General features: G+C 38.6%; 15 protein-coding genes. 12 read left to right on the forward strand and 3 right to left on the reverse strand.

What is annotated here, in order from left to right:
• Positions 1–45: 45 nt before the first annotated feature.
• The 8 genes from rpsF (at position 46) to A5849_RS01285 (ending at position 8,578) form a co-directional block, all read left to right on the forward strand.
• The gene (rpsF, locus tag A5849_RS01240) at positions 46–345 is read left to right on the forward strand and encodes a 30S ribosomal protein S6 (RefSeq protein WP_002288366.1); all 300 of its coding nucleotides are present in this window, start codon (positions 46–48) and stop codon (positions 343–345) included.
• A 50-nt stretch (positions 346–395) separates the two neighbouring features.
• Positions 396–908 carry a single-stranded DNA-binding protein gene (gene ssb, locus A5849_RS01245; protein WP_002288368.1) on the forward strand — a complete coding sequence of 171 codons (513 nt, stop codon included), beginning with the start codon at positions 396–398 and terminating at the stop codon, positions 906–908.
• A 25-nt stretch (positions 909–933) separates the two neighbouring features.
• Positions 934–1,170, forward strand: a complete 237-nt coding sequence (rpsR, locus tag A5849_RS01250) for a 30S ribosomal protein S18 (RefSeq protein WP_002288370.1) — start codon at positions 934–936, stop codon at positions 1,168–1,170.
• Positions 1,171–1,312: 142 nt separating this feature from the next.
• Positions 1,313–3,286, forward strand: a complete 1,974-nt coding sequence (locus A5849_RS01255) for a DHH family phosphoesterase (RefSeq protein WP_002320645.1) — start codon at positions 1,313–1,315, stop codon at positions 3,284–3,286.
• Between the two features lie 5 nt (positions 3,287–3,291).
• Positions 3,292–3,744, forward strand: a complete 453-nt coding sequence (gene rplI, locus A5849_RS01260) for a 50S ribosomal protein L9 (RefSeq protein WP_002313921.1) — start codon at positions 3,292–3,294, stop codon at positions 3,742–3,744.
• Between the two features lie 274 nt (positions 3,745–4,018).
• On the forward strand, positions 4,019–5,386 hold the full coding sequence (gene dnaB, locus A5849_RS01265; protein WP_002288373.1) for a replicative DNA helicase: 1,368 nt from the start codon (positions 4,019–4,021) through the stop codon (positions 5,384–5,386).
• Positions 5,387–5,809: 423 nt separating this feature from the next.
• Positions 5,810–7,102: an adenylosuccinate synthase gene (locus tag A5849_RS01275; RefSeq protein ID WP_002309895.1), complete on the forward strand. Its 1,293-nt coding sequence runs from the start codon at positions 5,810–5,812 to the stop codon at positions 7,100–7,102.
• Between the two features lie 612 nt (positions 7,103–7,714).
• Complete coding sequence (locus tag A5849_RS01285) at positions 7,715–8,578, forward strand: DegV family protein (protein WP_002316532.1); 864 nt, start codon at positions 7,715–7,717, stop codon at positions 8,576–8,578.
• A gap of 128 nt (positions 8,579–8,706) precedes the next feature.
• Here A5849_RS01285 and A5849_RS01290 read toward each other — a convergent pair whose 3' ends face one another.
• Entirely contained in the window at positions 8,707–10,329 is a 1,623-nt protein-coding gene (locus A5849_RS01290) for an ABC-F family ATP-binding cassette domain-containing protein (RefSeq protein ID WP_002309893.1), read from the reverse strand.
• A gap of 249 nt (positions 10,330–10,578) precedes the next feature.
• On the opposite strand from A5849_RS01290, the gene A5849_RS01295 reads away from it, so the two are divergent.
• Entirely contained in the window at positions 10,579–11,100 is a 522-nt protein-coding gene (locus tag A5849_RS01295; protein WP_002309892.1) for an HdeD family acid-resistance protein, read from the forward strand.
• 431 nt (positions 11,101–11,531) lie between these two features.
• On the opposite strand, the gene spxB is transcribed toward A5849_RS01295, so the two are convergent.
• A complete protein-coding gene (gene spxB / locus A5849_RS01300) occupies positions 11,532–13,262 on the reverse strand; it encodes a pyruvate oxidase (RefSeq protein WP_086309908.1) in 1,731 nt (576 codons plus the stop codon).
• A gap of 164 nt (positions 13,263–13,426) precedes the next feature.
• Between spxB and A5849_RS01305 the strand changes: the two genes are divergently transcribed.
• Complete coding sequence (locus tag A5849_RS01305; protein ID WP_002309890.1) at positions 13,427–14,245, forward strand: ZIP family metal transporter; 819 nt, start codon at positions 13,427–13,429, stop codon at positions 14,243–14,245.
• A gap of 101 nt (positions 14,246–14,346) precedes the next feature.
• Here A5849_RS01305 and A5849_RS01310 read toward each other — a convergent pair whose 3' ends face one another.
• Positions 14,347–14,544: a hypothetical protein gene (locus A5849_RS01310; protein ID WP_002309889.1), complete on the reverse strand. Its 198-nt coding sequence runs from the start codon at positions 14,542–14,544 to the stop codon at positions 14,347–14,349.
• A 168-nt stretch (positions 14,545–14,712) separates the two neighbouring features.
• Here A5849_RS01310 and A5849_RS01315 point away from each other — a divergent pair, with 168 nt between their 5' ends.
• Both A5849_RS01315 and A5849_RS14870 read left to right on the forward strand, forming a co-directional pair.
• Positions 14,713–15,291 carry a TMEM175 family protein gene (locus A5849_RS01315; RefSeq protein WP_002309888.1) on the forward strand — a complete coding sequence of 193 codons (579 nt, stop codon included), beginning with the start codon at positions 14,713–14,715 and terminating at the stop codon, positions 15,289–15,291.
• 94 nt (positions 15,292–15,385) lie between these two features.
• Positions 15,386–15,523, forward strand: coding sequence for a hypothetical protein (locus A5849_RS14870; protein WP_002320647.1), 138 nt, complete (start codon positions 15,386–15,388; stop codon positions 15,521–15,523).
• The last annotated feature ends 182 nt before the right edge of the window (positions 15,524–15,705 follow it).

Here is a 15,705-nt window from a genome sequence, read left to right on the forward strand (position 1 = left end):
TCTTAGGAACCTAAGAGCCGAAAGTCCACAGGGAGGTGAATATCAATGGAAAACACGAAATATGAAATCATGTACATTATTCGTCCAAACATTGATGAAGAAGCAAAAACTGCTTTAATCGAACGTTTCGATGCAATCTTGAAAGATAACGGAGCAGAAGTTATCGAATCAAAAGATTGGGAAAAACGCCGTTTCGCTTATGAAATGAACGGTTACCGTGAAGGTATCTATCACATCGTTAAAGTATCTTCTCCATCATCAGCAAATGCTGTCAATGAATTTGACCGTCTTGCTAAAATCAACGACGACATCATTCGTCACATGATTGTTAAAGAAGAAGCTTAATTGTTGTTTCATGTGAAACAATAGAAAAACGATGAGAGGAGATGACTATTTTGATTAATAATGTTGTATTAGTTGGACGTCTGACGAAAGATCCAGATTTGCGTTACACAGCAAGTGGTACGGCAGTCGCAACATTTACTTTGGCTGTGAATCGTAATTTTACAAACCAAAGCGGCAATCGCGAGGCTGATTTTATCAACTGTGTGATTTGGCGCAAATCAGCAGAAACTTTAGCAAACTATGCTCGTAAAGGAACACTTTTAGGTGTTACTGGACGTATCCAAACTCGTTCTTATGATAATCAGCAAGGACAACGTGTATACGTGACAGAAGTAGTAGCTGACAACTTCCAATTGCTGGAAAGTCGTTCTGCATCTGAAAATCGCCAACAAAGCGGCGGATTCCAAAGTTCTGGTCAATCAGCTGGCGGATTTGGCGGAAACAATAACTCTAATCAAACATCTCAATCATCCAACGGTATGCCTGATTTCGACCGTGATACTTCTGACCCATTCGGCTCAAGTTCAACGATCGACATTTCAGATGATGATTTACCATTCTAAACGAATTTGATAGGAGGGAAATAGAATGGCACAACAAAGAAGAGGCGGACGTAAACGTCGTAAAGTAGATTACATTGCTGCTAACCATATTGAATATATCGATTATAAAGATATCGAATTACTAAAAAGATTTATTTCAGAACGCGGTAAAATCTTGCCACGTCGTGTAACTGGTACAGGCGCTAAAAACCAACGTAAAATTACTGTTGCAATCAAACGCGCACGTATCATGGGCTTGCTACCTTTTGTTAGCGAAGACTAATAAATCCGAGGAATTGAATGACTGATCCTTTTGATCAGCTATTCAATTCTTTTTTTTCTGTAAAAATAACCGATATTCGTTTAGTCGCTTGAATGACGAAAGTTATGGTAAAATCAAGTTAGTCATATATGGGAGGAAAATTATGGAAAATAAAAACAATCATTTATCCCCAAAACCTCTCTTCCTTATCCTGTTTATACTAATCGAAGTATTGGTAGTCTTAATTTTACCATTTCGTTTTGTTAGCGCTTTGGTCATTCTTTTGATGAATTTATGGGGCGTTCGCTATTGGTTGAAAATGAAACGCTGGCTTATTTTAAATAAACGTGAAAAAATCCAGCAGGCTTCGACCGTAGCCGAAACAAATCTGGCTTATGTCTCAGAAGTCATGCCTGTAGGAGTGATTGCTTATCAGCCATCAAGCCAAAAAATCGAATGGCTCAATCCTTTAGCATTGAAAGTCAAAGATCAAAGTGGATTAACAGAGGAAGAATTGTTAGATACTTTTTTTACTGCAAAAGAAAAAAAGAAAAACCAAGTCTATCTAGCAGATAAAACATTTCAGTTTGATATGGATACAGTAAAGGGTGTCGTTTATTTTAATGATATCACCCAAAACCAGTTGTTGAAACTTCATCAGGCGAACAGTCAGCCAGTAATCGGTATTTTATCTATTGATAACTATGCAGATGCTATTGATAAATTGGATGATAAAGAGATTTCTTATTTGAACTCTTTCGTCACTACACTAGTTTCTGACTGGATGAATGAATACCATGTCTTTTTCAAAAGAATCAACGCAGAACGGTTTTTCTTCGTCGCGCAGATGATCGATTTGAAAAAGATGATGGATAAAAAATTTGATTTGTTGGACCGCTTTCGAGCAGAAGCTGAAAAACAGAGCTCGCCTGTCACCTTGAGTATGGGGATTGCTTATGGCGCAAGATCCCTCGATGAAATCGGTGGAGAAGCTCAGAACAATTTAGATGTTGCTCTAGTCCGCGGAGGCGACCAAGTTGTCGTGAAAGAGGTAAAAGAAGGTGCGAAACCTGTTTATTATGGCGGTAAATCAGCTAAGAATGTCAAACGCACGCGTGTCCGTTCTCGAGCGATGAGTACTGCTTTGCGCCGGATTTTTGATGAAACAGGCGATGTGTTCATCATGGGACATAAATTTCCGGATATGGATGCTTTAGGCTCTGCTTTTGGTGTCAGTTGTCTTGCACGCTTCAACCAGAAAAAGGCTTATATCGTTATCAACGAGAACGAAATCATTCCAGATGTAGAACGTTGTCTCGAAGAAATCCATAAACATCCAGAATTAGAAATGCAATTGATCTCTCCAGAACGCGCCATAGAGCTGAAAAAAGATGAAGACCTCCTCGTGATGGTGGATTATCATAAACCTTCTCTATCGATCTCTCAGAGCCTATATGAGCAATTTGATAAGATCGTGATCATTGATCATCACCGCCGAGGGGAAGAGTTTCCAAGCAAGCCTTTGCTGACTTATATCGAATCTTCAGCCTCTTCCGCTTCAGAGCTAGTTTCTGAGCTGATCCAATACCAAAGCAGCAAAACGAATCGCTTAGATCGCTTTGAGGCCACACTATTACTTGCAGGGATGGTTGTAGATACGAATAGTTTCAATGTTCGTACAACTGCACGAACTTTTGATGTTGCCAGCTATTTAAGGTCTTGTGGAGCAGACGCATCCTTAGTACAATATTTATTGAGCTCGGACTTAGCGACATACTTGGAAATCAGTCATTTGATTGCTGGAAGCGAGTATGTGACTTCTGATATTGTTGTGGCGGCAGGAACAGATGAAAAAGAGTATAATAGTGTCATAGCGGCAAAAACAGCAGATACACTCCTTTCGATGATCAATATCAACGCAGCTTTCGTCATTACGAAGCGGATAGACGGATTGATTGGGATCAGTGCCAGAAGTACCGGTACGATCAATGTCCAAATCATCATGGAATCCTTAGGTGGTGGAGGACACTTCACAAATGCAGCTACTCAACTGGAAAATACGACAGTTGAAGAAACAAAACAGAAGCTTTTTGCTGCAATCAAAGAAAATATGAATCAAATATATGATAAGGAGTAATCCAAATGAAAGTAATTTTTTTACAAGATGTAAAAGGAAAAGGTAAAAAAGGGGACATCAAAGAAGTTCCAGCAGGTTATGCACAAAATTATCTAATCAAAAATAACTTGGCAAAAGAAGCAACGAAAAGTAGTATCAGTCAGTTAGCTGGACAGAAGAAAGCCCAAGAAAAACACAAAGCTGAAATCTTGGAAGAAGCTAAAAAATTAAAAGAATTCTTGGAAAAAGAAGATACGGTAGTCGAGTTAAAAGCAAAAGCAGGGGAAGACAGCCGTTTGTTTGGATCGATTCCTTCAAAACAAATTGCTGAAGGGCTAAACAAACAATACAAAATCAAATTAGATAAACGAAAAATCGAACTAGAAAACCCAATCCGTTCACTAGGTTACACAAACGTACCTGTGAAGTTGCATCATGAGGTGACGGCTACGATCAAAGTTCATGTCGTACAAGAATAACAAGTTTTGATAGTGATGTTCAGCTGGTAAGAAGAACCAGAAGGAGAAAAGACAAACCGAAATTTATCTGAGAAAAGCAGCTGTAGCAACAAAAGCACAAGCTGCATATCGATTTCAGATTGATTTCGGTTTCTTTTTTGAGAACAGTAAAATAGCATGAAGAAAACGAGTATAATAAAAGAGAGCTATTTTTTTAGGATACTTTCGATGCGAATGATGACTTTTCCATCATTTTCTTGTAAAATGAAGCAATTGAAGACAAGGAGCGATACGTATGAATGAAGTGTGGCAGGATCGAATCCCACCGCAAAATATTGAAGCTGAACAAGCGGTTCTAGGCTCTGTTTTTCTTGATGCAGAAACGATCATTGATGCCATGGAGTACATAGAGCCAAAAGACTTTTATCGTCGCGGCCATCAAATTATTTTTGAGACAATGATCGAGTTGAATGATCGTAATGAAGCGATTGACGTTGTTACTGTTAAAGACCGACTAGAACAAGCAAATTTGTTAGAAGATGCCGGTGGTTTAAGTTACCTATCAGATTTGGCTTTAGCAGTTCCGACAGCAGCAAATATCGTCTACTATGCAAAAATCGTTGAAGAAAAATCATTATTGCGTACATTGATCCAGACAGCAACGGGTATCGTTACAAAAGGATTCGAGCAAGGAGAAGAAGTTCAGACGATCTTAGATGATGCAGAACGCAGTATCTTGGAGGTTTCGGAAAAAAGAAATCGAAGCGGCTTTTTATCCATTGCTGAAGTACTGAACTCAACGATTGAAAATATCGATCGACTAGCTCAAAATAATGAAGAAATCACAGGCCTACCAACTGGCTATCAAGGTCTGGACAAAATGACAGCAGGTTTCCAGCCCGAAGAACTAATCATTCTGGCTGCTCGTCCGGCGGTAGGTAAAACTGCGTTCGCATTGAATATTGCTCAAAATGTAGGAACCAAAACAGATCGTTCTGTTGCGATATTCAGTCTGGAAATGGGGGCGGAATCTCTTGTAAATCGGATGCTTTGTGCAGAAGGTTCGATTGAAGCCAGCCATTTGCGTACAGGTCAGCTTTCGGAAGAAGAATGGTCGAATCTAATCGTTGCGATGGGAAGTCTTTCTCGAGCAAATATTTTTATCGATGATACACCAGGGATCAAGATCTCTGAGATCCGCGCGAAATGTCGAAAACTAGCGCAAGAAAAAGGCAACCTAGGCTTGATATTGATCGATTATTTGCAGTTGATTGAAGGGAACGGTAAAGAGAACCGTCAACAAGAAGTATCAGATATCTCCCGCCAACTGAAAAAACTGGCAAAAGAACTGAAAGTACCTGTCATTGCTCTTTCGCAGTTGTCTCGTGGAGTAGAACAGCGACAAGACAAACGTCCAGTACTAAGTGATATTCGTGAATCCGGATCAATCGAACAAGATGCGGACATCGTAGCCTTCTTGTATCGGGATGATTATTATGAAAGAGAAGGCGGAGATGACGATGATGGAAATGAGCCAAAAAATGACAACGTCATCGAAGTCATCATCGAGAAGAACCGAAGCGGTGCGCGAGGAACAGTTGAACTGCTGTTTATCAAAGAATACAATAAATTTTCGTCGCTTTCGCCAAGAGAAGAATTTTAAAGAAGAGGTTGTGAAAGCAGCGTTCAGCCTTGCGCAATGACCAAGGGCACTCGTATAAGATGCGACGAGTAACTGCAAGAGTGACTAGAGCACTTAATTAAAACAGATCTCCAAAGGGATTGTGACAAAAGTCTTGTCACAGTCCCTTTTTCCGAATAAACGGTGTTCCAGAAGTAACTTCTTCGGAAATAAGCCGAAATGCCACAAAAATTTGAGAAGCAATTTTCGTACATTCCTTCTTATTTCTTGAAGTTGACCACTTCTGTTACAACCTCTTTTTTAACAATCATTCTAAAACGATAAAAGTTCGTTTTTTAAGCGTTTTTATAAAATAAAAATAAAAATCATTCGATTTTATTTGAATTATGTATCTATTATTGATACAATGGTTCAGGATTAAATAATATAGAACGAGGTGTTCACATGTCATCTGTAGTAGTAGTAGGTACGCAATGGGGCGATGAAGGGAAAGGAAAAATCACAGACTTTCTCAGTGAAAATGCTGAAGTGATTGCACGGTACCAAGGTGGCGACAATGCAGGGCACACAATCAAATTCAACGGTGTGACTTATAAACTGCATTTGATTCCTTCTGGGATTTTTTATAAAGACAAGATCAGTGTGATTGGAAATGGCGTCGTAGTCAATCCTAAATCATTGGTCAAAGAATTAGCTTATTTACATGAAAAAGGTGTAGAAACAAGTAATCTGCGTATTTCTGACCGCGCACACGTAATCTTGCCTTATCATATCAAATTGGACCAATTACAAGAAGATGCGAAAGGTGAAAACAAAATCGGTACAACGATCAAAGGAATCGGACCAGCTTATATGGATAAAGCCGCTCGTGTAGGTATCCGTATCGCAGACTTATTGGATAAAGAAATTTTTGAAGAACGACTTCGTTTGAATCTAGATGACAAAAACCGTCAATTTGTAAAAATGTTCGATTCAGAACCACTTGATTTTGACGATATTTTTGAAGAATATTATGAATATGGTCAACAAATCAAACAATACGTCACAGATACTTCGGTTATCTTGAATGACGCCTTAGATGCAGGTAAACGAGTGTTGTTTGAAGGGGCACAAGGAGTCATGTTGGATATCGACCAAGGAACCTATCCTTTTGTTACTTCTTCTAATCCAGTAGCCGGTGGTGTTACAATCGGAAGCGGTGTAGGACCTTCAAAAATCAATAAAGTCGTCGGCGTCTGCAAAGCCTATACGTCACGTGTCGGTGATGGACCATTTCCAACTGAACTATTTGATGAAACAGGAGAACAAATCCGCAAAGTAGGACGAGAATACGGTACGACAACTGGACGTCCTCGTCGTGTCGGTTGGTTTGATTCTGTAGTTATGCGCCATTCTAAACGGGTTTCAGGTATTACCAACCTATCTTTAAACTCAATCGATGTATTAAGTGGATTGGAAACCGTAAAAATTTGCACGGCTTATGAATTAGATGGCGAACTAATCTACCACTATCCAGCAAGCTTGAAAGAGTTGAACCGTTGCAAACCAATCTATGAAGAATTGCCAGGCTGGTCAGAAGATATTACAGGATGCAAAACACTTGCAGAACTGCCAGAAAACGCACGTAACTATGTACGTCGTATCTCAGAGCTTGTTGGTGTACGTATCTCAACATTTTCTGTCGGACCTGATAGAACACAAACAAACATCTTAGAAAGCGTCTGGGCGCAAATCTAAGGATAAAAACGACGACTGAATCAGGACGTTCTTACCAGAGCGAGTCGAAGTGTTTATCTATACGATAATAATAACTTGAACACTGTTTATTCAGAATAAGGGACTGTGACAAAAACCGTGTCACAGTCCCTTTTTTCGAATAAATGGTGTTCAAAGGCTTGCATCTACGGCACTAAGCCCAATCAGATGAAAAATATGGAGTGCTATTTTTATCTGATTGTTCTTACTGCTTGATGCAGAGCAGCTTTTTCACAACCTCTTCCTTAAACGGTGTTCAATCAGCTGACCCTCGGTATTCGCTCAACAAACGGCAAAATATGAGGAACTATTTTTCCGTTTTTTTCTCTAATACTCAGGTCAAAACGCTGATTTCACAACCTCTTATTCACGGTGGTCCAGAAGTAGCTTCTACGGAAATAAGCCGAAATTCCACAAAAATTTAAGAAGCAATTTTCGTAAATTCCTTCTTATTTCTTGAAGCTGACCACTTCTGTCACAACCTCTTATTTTGATTAGAACTTGCGAAAATAAACCGGTTAAAGTGTGTCTAGCGCAAGAGATTTGCTATAATAGACGATAAGGGTAAAATGTAACGAGAAGGGGTTGAAAAATGTGTATCAAATTGTAACAGATTCTTGTTGTGATCTGCCATACCATGTATTAGCAGAAGAAAAAATTGATTTTTTATCAATGAATCTCCAATTGAATGATCAAGAGTTAGTAGATGATCTCGGAAAGACATTCAATTATGACCGCTACATGAATCAGCTGAAAAATGGTGCGATGCCTACGACATCACAAATCAATGTTGGCCGATATTTAGAATTTTTCCGTTCTTATGCGGAAAAACAGATTCCTGTCTTATATGTGGCTTTTTCCAGTGGATTAAGCGGCTCTTACAGCAGTGCGCTTCAAGCTGTTGAATTACTGAAGGAAGAATATGAAGACCCTGAGATCTATGTTTTTGATACAAAAGCTGCAAGTATCGGGGAAGGGCTTTTAGTATTGGAAGCTGCAAGATTGAAAAAAGAAGGGAAAAGTATCGAAGAAACCTTAGAGTGGCTGGAAAAAAATTATTTGAAAGTCCATTCATGGGTAACTGTAGACGATTTGAAGTATCTAGAACGAGGCGGTAGGATTTCCAAAGCAAGTGCTACTCTGGGCAGTCTATTGAGTGTAAAGCCTATTATTACGGTAGATAAAGAAGGAAGGCTGACGAATGTTGACAAAGTTCGCGGAAGGAACAAGTCGATCCAGACAATCGTCAATGAGACAGTAAAAACAATCGTTGCGCCACTTGATCAAATCGTTTATGTGGCTTACGCTGGGGATCTAGAGAGCGCGGAGAAGGCAAAACGGCTTTTGGAAGAGCAGATAAAGATGAAAGATGTCAAGCTTTATCCCTTAGGACCAACGATCGCCAGTCACACAGGCTATGGCTGTATCGCGATTTTTTCGATGGGAATCAGTCGATAAAAGCAGTAACTCATTCTGTAAAAATGCCTAGGATTTGAATGTAACAAAAATAGCGACTCTTAAAAGATAGATGAGCATTCTATCTCTTAGAGGTCGCTGTTTTTTTGTTTTTTAAGCTAAATAGGTCGTTACGCCCATAACTCGTTCAATTGTTTTTGAATATCTGTGTTTTCCAAGAATTCATCATATGTCGTATCAGCCCGATCAATCACACCTTTATCTGAAACAGCAATGATACGGTTTGCCAATGTTTGGATAAATTGATGGTCATGAGAGGCAAACAGGATCGAGCCAGTAAATGCCATCAAGCCATCATTCAATGCGGTGATTGATTCTAAGTCTAAATGGTTCGTTGGATCGTCTAATACAAGTACGTTAGCTTTCGAAAGCATCATTTTTGAGAGCATACAACGGACTTTCTCTCCACCAGATAAAACATTTACTGGTTTCAATACTTCTTCACCAGAAAACAGCATTCTTCCTAAGAAACTTCTTAAGAAGGTGTTGTCATCTTCTTCTTTACTTGCATATTGGCGCAACCAGTCTAAAATCGTTAGATCCGTGTCGAATTCTTTCGTTGTATCCTTTGGTAAATAAGAATGACTGGTTGTTACTCCCCAACGTACTGTTCCAGTATCTGGTGTAATTTCACCCATTATAACTTTGAATAGCGTTGTTGTTGTTATATCATTTTCTGCGACAAAAGCAACCTTGTCTTCTTTGCTTAAATTAAAAGATATATCATCTAAGATTTTCTTTCCATCAATCGTTACACTTACATTTTCTACCTGCAATAAGTCGTTTCCGATCTCACGTTCAGGTTTGAATCCAACGAATGGGTAACGTCTAGAAGAAGGCTGGATATCGTCCAAAGTAATTTTTTCAAGCATTTTTTTACGTGAAGTTGCTTGTTTTGATTTTGATGCATTCGCACTAAAGCGAGCAATGAATTCTTGGAGCTCTTTGATTTGTTCTTCTTTTTTGGCATTTGCATTCGCTTGGAGTTTAGCCGCTAATTGACTAGATTCCAACCAAAAATCATAATTTCCTACATAAAGTTTGATTTTACCAAAATCCAGATCCGCCATATGTGTACATACTTTGTTCAAAAAGTGACGGTCATGGGAGACAACGATCACAGTATTTTCAAAATTAATCAAAAATTCTTCCAACCAATTGATCGATTGGATATCCAGACCGTTTGTTGGTTCGTCTAGTAAAAGAACATCAGGTTTACCAAATAGTGTTTGTGCTAACAACACTTTTACCTTTTGTCCGCCAGTCAATTCACTCATTTGCTGATGGTGCAATTCTTCAGGGATGTTCAGTCCTTGCAGTAAAACAGCTGCTTCTGGTTCTGCTTCCCATCCATTAAGCTCAGCAAATTCTCCTTCTAATTCAGCTGCTCGAATACCATCTTCGTCAGTGAAATCTTCTTTCATGTAAATTGCATCTTTTTCTTTCATCACTTCATACAGACGCTTGTGTCCCATGATGACTGTTTCAAGTACAGTATAGTCTTCATAGTCGTAATGGTTCTGTTTCAATACGGCCATCCGTTCATCTGGTCCCATAGTAACGGAACCTGTGGAAGGCTGCAGATCCCCTGATAACACTTTAAGGAACGTTGATTTACCTGCACCATTTGCACCAATCAAGCCATAGCAGTTTCCGGGGGTAAATTTAATATTCACATCATCAAATAGTTTGCGGTCTGAAAAGTGCAAACTCACATCATTTACAGTAATCAATTTTTTTCCTCACTTTTATCATTATTAGTTTTTGACAAGTCTTATAGAATTATATAGGGGAAAGGTAAAAGATTCAAGGCAATCGAACATTCTTTGTGTTTCACGTGAAACAGAATGAAGAAAATAAACATAAAAGAGGAGTAGAAATAGCTGCTATAGGATTTTTTAGTTTGAAACAGCATAATTTTTGACGTTATTTATAAGAAGGAGTACTATAAAACTGTAAAAGAAATGAAAGAAGGATAGAAAATGGATGAAAAAAGAACCATCGACTGGGGCTCATTGATTTTGGGAATTTTATTTGTACTTGTCTCATTGTTATCATTTCAAGACCCTGTCGGAAATTTAGTTGCAATTGTAGTAGTCTTTGCGATTTTTGCATTTATTAAAGGAATATTTGAACTGTTTGTACGTAACAGATTAAAAGAGCTAACAGGATATAAAGGAAAAATGCCCTTAATAATCGGGATCATCGATATTCTAGTTGGCGTCTTTTTCTTATTCAATATTGGTGCAGGAGTCGCAGCATTACCTTTTGTTTTTGCAGTATGGTTTATTGCTGATTCCGTTTTAGCGTTATTTACTGCTGACTTGGCAAGAGGAGTAAGTGAAGGTTATTATTGGTTTACGATCATCGTCAATATTTTAGGAATTTTATTAGGAATTTTCTTATTGTTTAATCCAATTTCTTCTGCGTTGACATTAAGCTTTTTAGTTGGGTTCTATTTTATGTTATTCGGCATCACACATATCGTCTATGCGTTTAGATAAGTGAAATCAAACAAATAAAAAAGCCAGCTTCCGGTAACAGTTTGACTGTTGCAATTGGTAGCTGGCTTTTTTATCATGGACAAATATGCACGAGGTAATCTTTAGGTGTCGAGAAAAATTTATGCAAAAATGTGAAAAGCAATACGCATAAATTTTATCTTAATACTTGAAACATACCGCAGTTATCACAACCTCTTGATATACGGTGTTCAAAAGTTTGCATCTGCGGTAATAAGCCCAACCAAACGAAAAAATATGACGAGCTATTTTTGTTTGGCTGTTCTTATTACTTGATGCAGGGTAGCTTTTTCACAACCTCTTGATACACGGTGCTCCACCTGCTGCTTCTCGGTAATAAGATCGCCGTCCTAGAAAATATGAGGAACTATTTTCTGTCCATCGTTCTTATTACTCGAAGCATAGCGCAGTTTTTACAACCTCTTTTCATATAATTCATTCAATACTGGCAAATCATGGACTTCATATTTTTCTTTGAATCCTTGGATTTCTTCTTCAGAATATTTTCTTGGATCTAAATGCAGATCTTCTACTGGCAATGGGCGCTTGTTATTGATTTTCACATCGATCACTACAGGACGATCTGATTTTGCGGCTGCATCAAAGGCAAACCGAAGTTGCGAGTATTCTGTGACTGTAAAGCTTTTTGCTCCGAGTGCTTCTCCAACTTTACCGAAATCTGCATCTTCTAAAAATACACCGAATTTCTTTTGTTCCGTATCTTCTTGTTCTGCTTCGATGAAACCATAAGAATCATTAGAAAAAACAACATTGATAATTGGAAGCTGATATTTAACTTGTGTAATGATATCTTGCATGACCATAGCAAATCCGCCATCACCACTTAAGGTAAATACTTGTTTTTCTGGGTAGCTTAGTTGTGCGGCAATTCCTCCAGGAACACCATTCCCCATAGTGGCGAACCATCCAGAGGTTGTATGTTTTTGTTTACCGTTCATATTTAATAAGCGAATAGAATGGATAGTCGTGTTACCGACATCTGTGACGAAAATCGCATCGTCTTCAGCAATCCGATTGATTTCTTTATAGACAGCCTCTGGTCGAATCGGTTCTTCCTCACGATCTTCAAAAGATTTCAACCAATTTACCCATTTTACTTTATTTTCCTGATTTGCTAGGTACCAGCTATCAGCAGGACGAGTATCACCTAATTCGACCAGTCTTTGCAAAGCTGTGTTTGCATCACCGAGAATCGACAGAGATGTTTCATGGCGCCGTCCGAATTTTGACGCATCAATATCGATTTGGATAAATTCAGCAGTTGGATTAAAAAATGCACGTCCAAACGGGAAGTCGCTACCGACAAATAAGATTAGATCGGCTTCTGCCAATGCTTCATTTCCGGGTTTAGTAGCGACACGTCCAGCAAAACCAAGAAAGTTTTCATAATCATCAGGAGTAATTCCTTTTGCTAGAACGGAAGCGACAATAGGAACTGAAAAATGTTCTGAGAATTCTTTGATTTGCGGAAATCCGTTTCGCGTTCCTTGACCAACATAAAGAACTGGTTTTTTTGCTTTTTCAAGATAAGGCAAAGCAGCCAGCAAATCTTTTTCTTCTGGTAATATCACACTTGTTTTATGAGTGTGAGCAGTAGAGAAAGGTTGTTCATCAATTTCTTCAAACCCAAGATCAACAGGAATAGTTACGATAGCCACACCTTTATGCTCATAGGCGGCTTTAATGGCTTCATCTACGACATGTGGAAGACTTTGGGGCGTCATGACTGTACGATTGTATACGCTGACATCTGCGAAAATAGGATTTTCATTTAATTCTTGGAAAGAGTTATAGTTCATGGATGTAGAAGCAACTTGTCCTAAGAACGCTACTAGAGGTACATGGTCCATCTGTGCATCATACAAACCATTGATCAAATGTGTCGCACCAGGTCCTGCAGAGCCGAAGACAGCGCCAACTTTCCCGGTTAATTTTGCATCTGCGGCGGCTGCTAGTGCACCGACTTCTTCATGACGGACTTGAATATATTTGATTTCGTTTTTTTCGTGATATAGCGCATCCATAATCGAATTGAAAGATCCTCCGGGAATGCCATAAATATGGTCGATGCCCCAGCTTTCAAGAACTTTTACCATTGCGACTCCTGCATTGATTTTTGACATGGTGTTTCACTCCTTTAGCAATGATGATTCATAATTTTTTGGTATCTAGAGTATAGAACTTTTTATCGAAAATCCCAACTAATTCGTCTTTTCACAAAAATGTAGTCATGTTTTTGGGAATATGCTAGAGTAGTACATAAATAGATTCAAGAGAGGGGAATGGCATGGTTGAATGGCTATTGAGGCTTGATCCTTGGCAGCAAGCACTTGCTGGGACAGCTTTTACTTATTTTATGACAGCTCTTGGTGCCGGATTGGTTTTTTTCTTTAAAGAAATCAAAAAAGAAGTGCTAAATTTGATGTTAGGATTTGCTTCTGGTGTCATGATTGCTGCAAGTTTTTGGTCCTTGCTCGATCCAGCAATTACAAAAGCAGAAGAAAATGGAGATATTGCTTGGCTAGTTGTAAGTATTGGATTTGGTTTAGGTGGGGTGTTTTTATATATGGCAGATAAAACACTGCCCCATATGCATTTTGGACCGCAACATGAAGCAGAAGGATTGCCTACCCATTTAAAGCGGACAATCTTGCTTGTTTTTTCTATTACATTGCATAATGTTCCTGAAGGTTTAGCCGTGGGGGTAGCATTCGGTGCAGCAGCAACTGCGAATAATCCGACAGCCGCTATACTAGCCGCTGTTTCGGTGGCGCTAGGTATTGGTATCCAAAACTTCCCAGAAGGAGCAGCTGTATCAATCCCATTGCGACAAGAAGGTCTGAGCCGTAAAAAGGCCTTTGTTTACGGACAAGCTTCTGGAATCGTTGAACCAATCGCTGGGGTGATTGGCGCACTACTAGTAACGAAAGTGGAGCTGCTGCTTCCTTATGCACTTGCTTTTGCTGCAGGAGCGATGATTTATGTCGTGGTGGAAGAATTGATTCCCGAAGCACAGCAGACATTGTCCAGCAAACGTCATTTTGCAGTTTTTGGTGTTATGAGCGGATTTATCATTATGATGATCTTGGATGTAGCATTAGGATAATTGGGAAAATTCATATATGATATATCAAATAGGGTCGCGAACTTATGTCGTGACCCTATTTTTAAGTAAGTTATATCATAACGGAGTGATTATGTGATTCATTAATAATAGTTTTTTCGATGTGTATTGCCTTTGATCCAACGAACGAGCCAGATGATAAGTGCGATTGGAATCAAAACTTTGACCGCAAACCATAAAAGGCCACTTACGACACTAACAAAAAGACTGATGACAAAGCTAGCAGCAATCAACACTAAAAGAACCATGAAGATATTTAAGAACATATTTTTTTGACGCATACAAAACCCTCCTCTTGTTCATTCTTTACTATAGAAAAAGTATAACAGGGATTCTCTAAAAACACCTCCAACTGCAGACTGATTTTTACTTCATCTGCTTAAATGATCAAACAATTGCTTTTTCCCTTGTTTATCATCTAAAATAGAGCGGAAAAGGAGGAGAATATCATGCCTAAAAATCGTCTTGAAGCATTTACAGATGCTGTAATCGCCATTATCATGACTATTTTAGTTTTAGAACTTCATGAACCTAACGGAGATACGTGGGAGGCGCTCGCAGCATTAGGCTACCGATTTTTTATCTATATTGTCAGTTTCATCATCTTAGCGATTTATTGGAACAATCATCATCATTTATTTCAAGTTGTACATAAGATAAATGGACGGGTCTTATGGGCGAATAGTTTCTTTATTTTTGCGCTTTCACTTTTTCCATTTGCCACTTCATGGATCAGTGAGTACATCAATAGTCTGGCTCCAGAAATGACTTATGGTTTTGTTACCTTGATCGCTAACATTGCGTATTATATCTTGGCAAAAGAACTTGTCAAAGCAAATAAGGGTCACGAGAAAGCATTGAAGGCGATGCTGAATGATTACAAGAAATCGTACTTATCGATTGGCTTGAATGTCTTAGGAATTGTCTTAGGCTATTTAGTAGCGCCAGTAGCCGTGCTGATCGCAAACATCGTGATTCTGGCTGCTTGGATCATCCCCAGCCGTACCATCGAATCACAATATCGGTAAAATGATCTTTGTTTAAAATTTAAGAGAAAAATATAGAAAAAATAATCAAACGATCAAATATCCGAGTGATACTAGTATTCAAAGAGGGATGCAGATGGATCAAAAAAGACTTCATGTAGGACTGATTACTAGTTTTGTCACGATGCTTATTTATTTGGATCAAGGTCATTTGACTTGGACAGTAGTTAGTGTCACGGTATTTTTGACATTATTCGCAGCAATAAAAAAATAAACATCTTTATGTAAGCTAACATTCTATCTATTTAATAAAAACAGGTTTACAGCAGTATGATTCTGTTGTAAACCTGTTTTTATTTGTGGAAAATTTTTATTTTTAGGAAAGTGTATTGAAATATAAATCGTTAGTTTTTCCACAGTGGATAACTTTATGATAGCTAAAAAAGCAATAGATTA

Origin of the sequence: Enterococcus sp. 10F3_DIV0382, assembly GCF_002140245.1 — a bacterium.
GTDB classification, from domain to species: Bacteria; Bacillota; Bacilli; order Lactobacillales; family Enterococcaceae; genus Enterococcus_B; species Enterococcus_B lactis.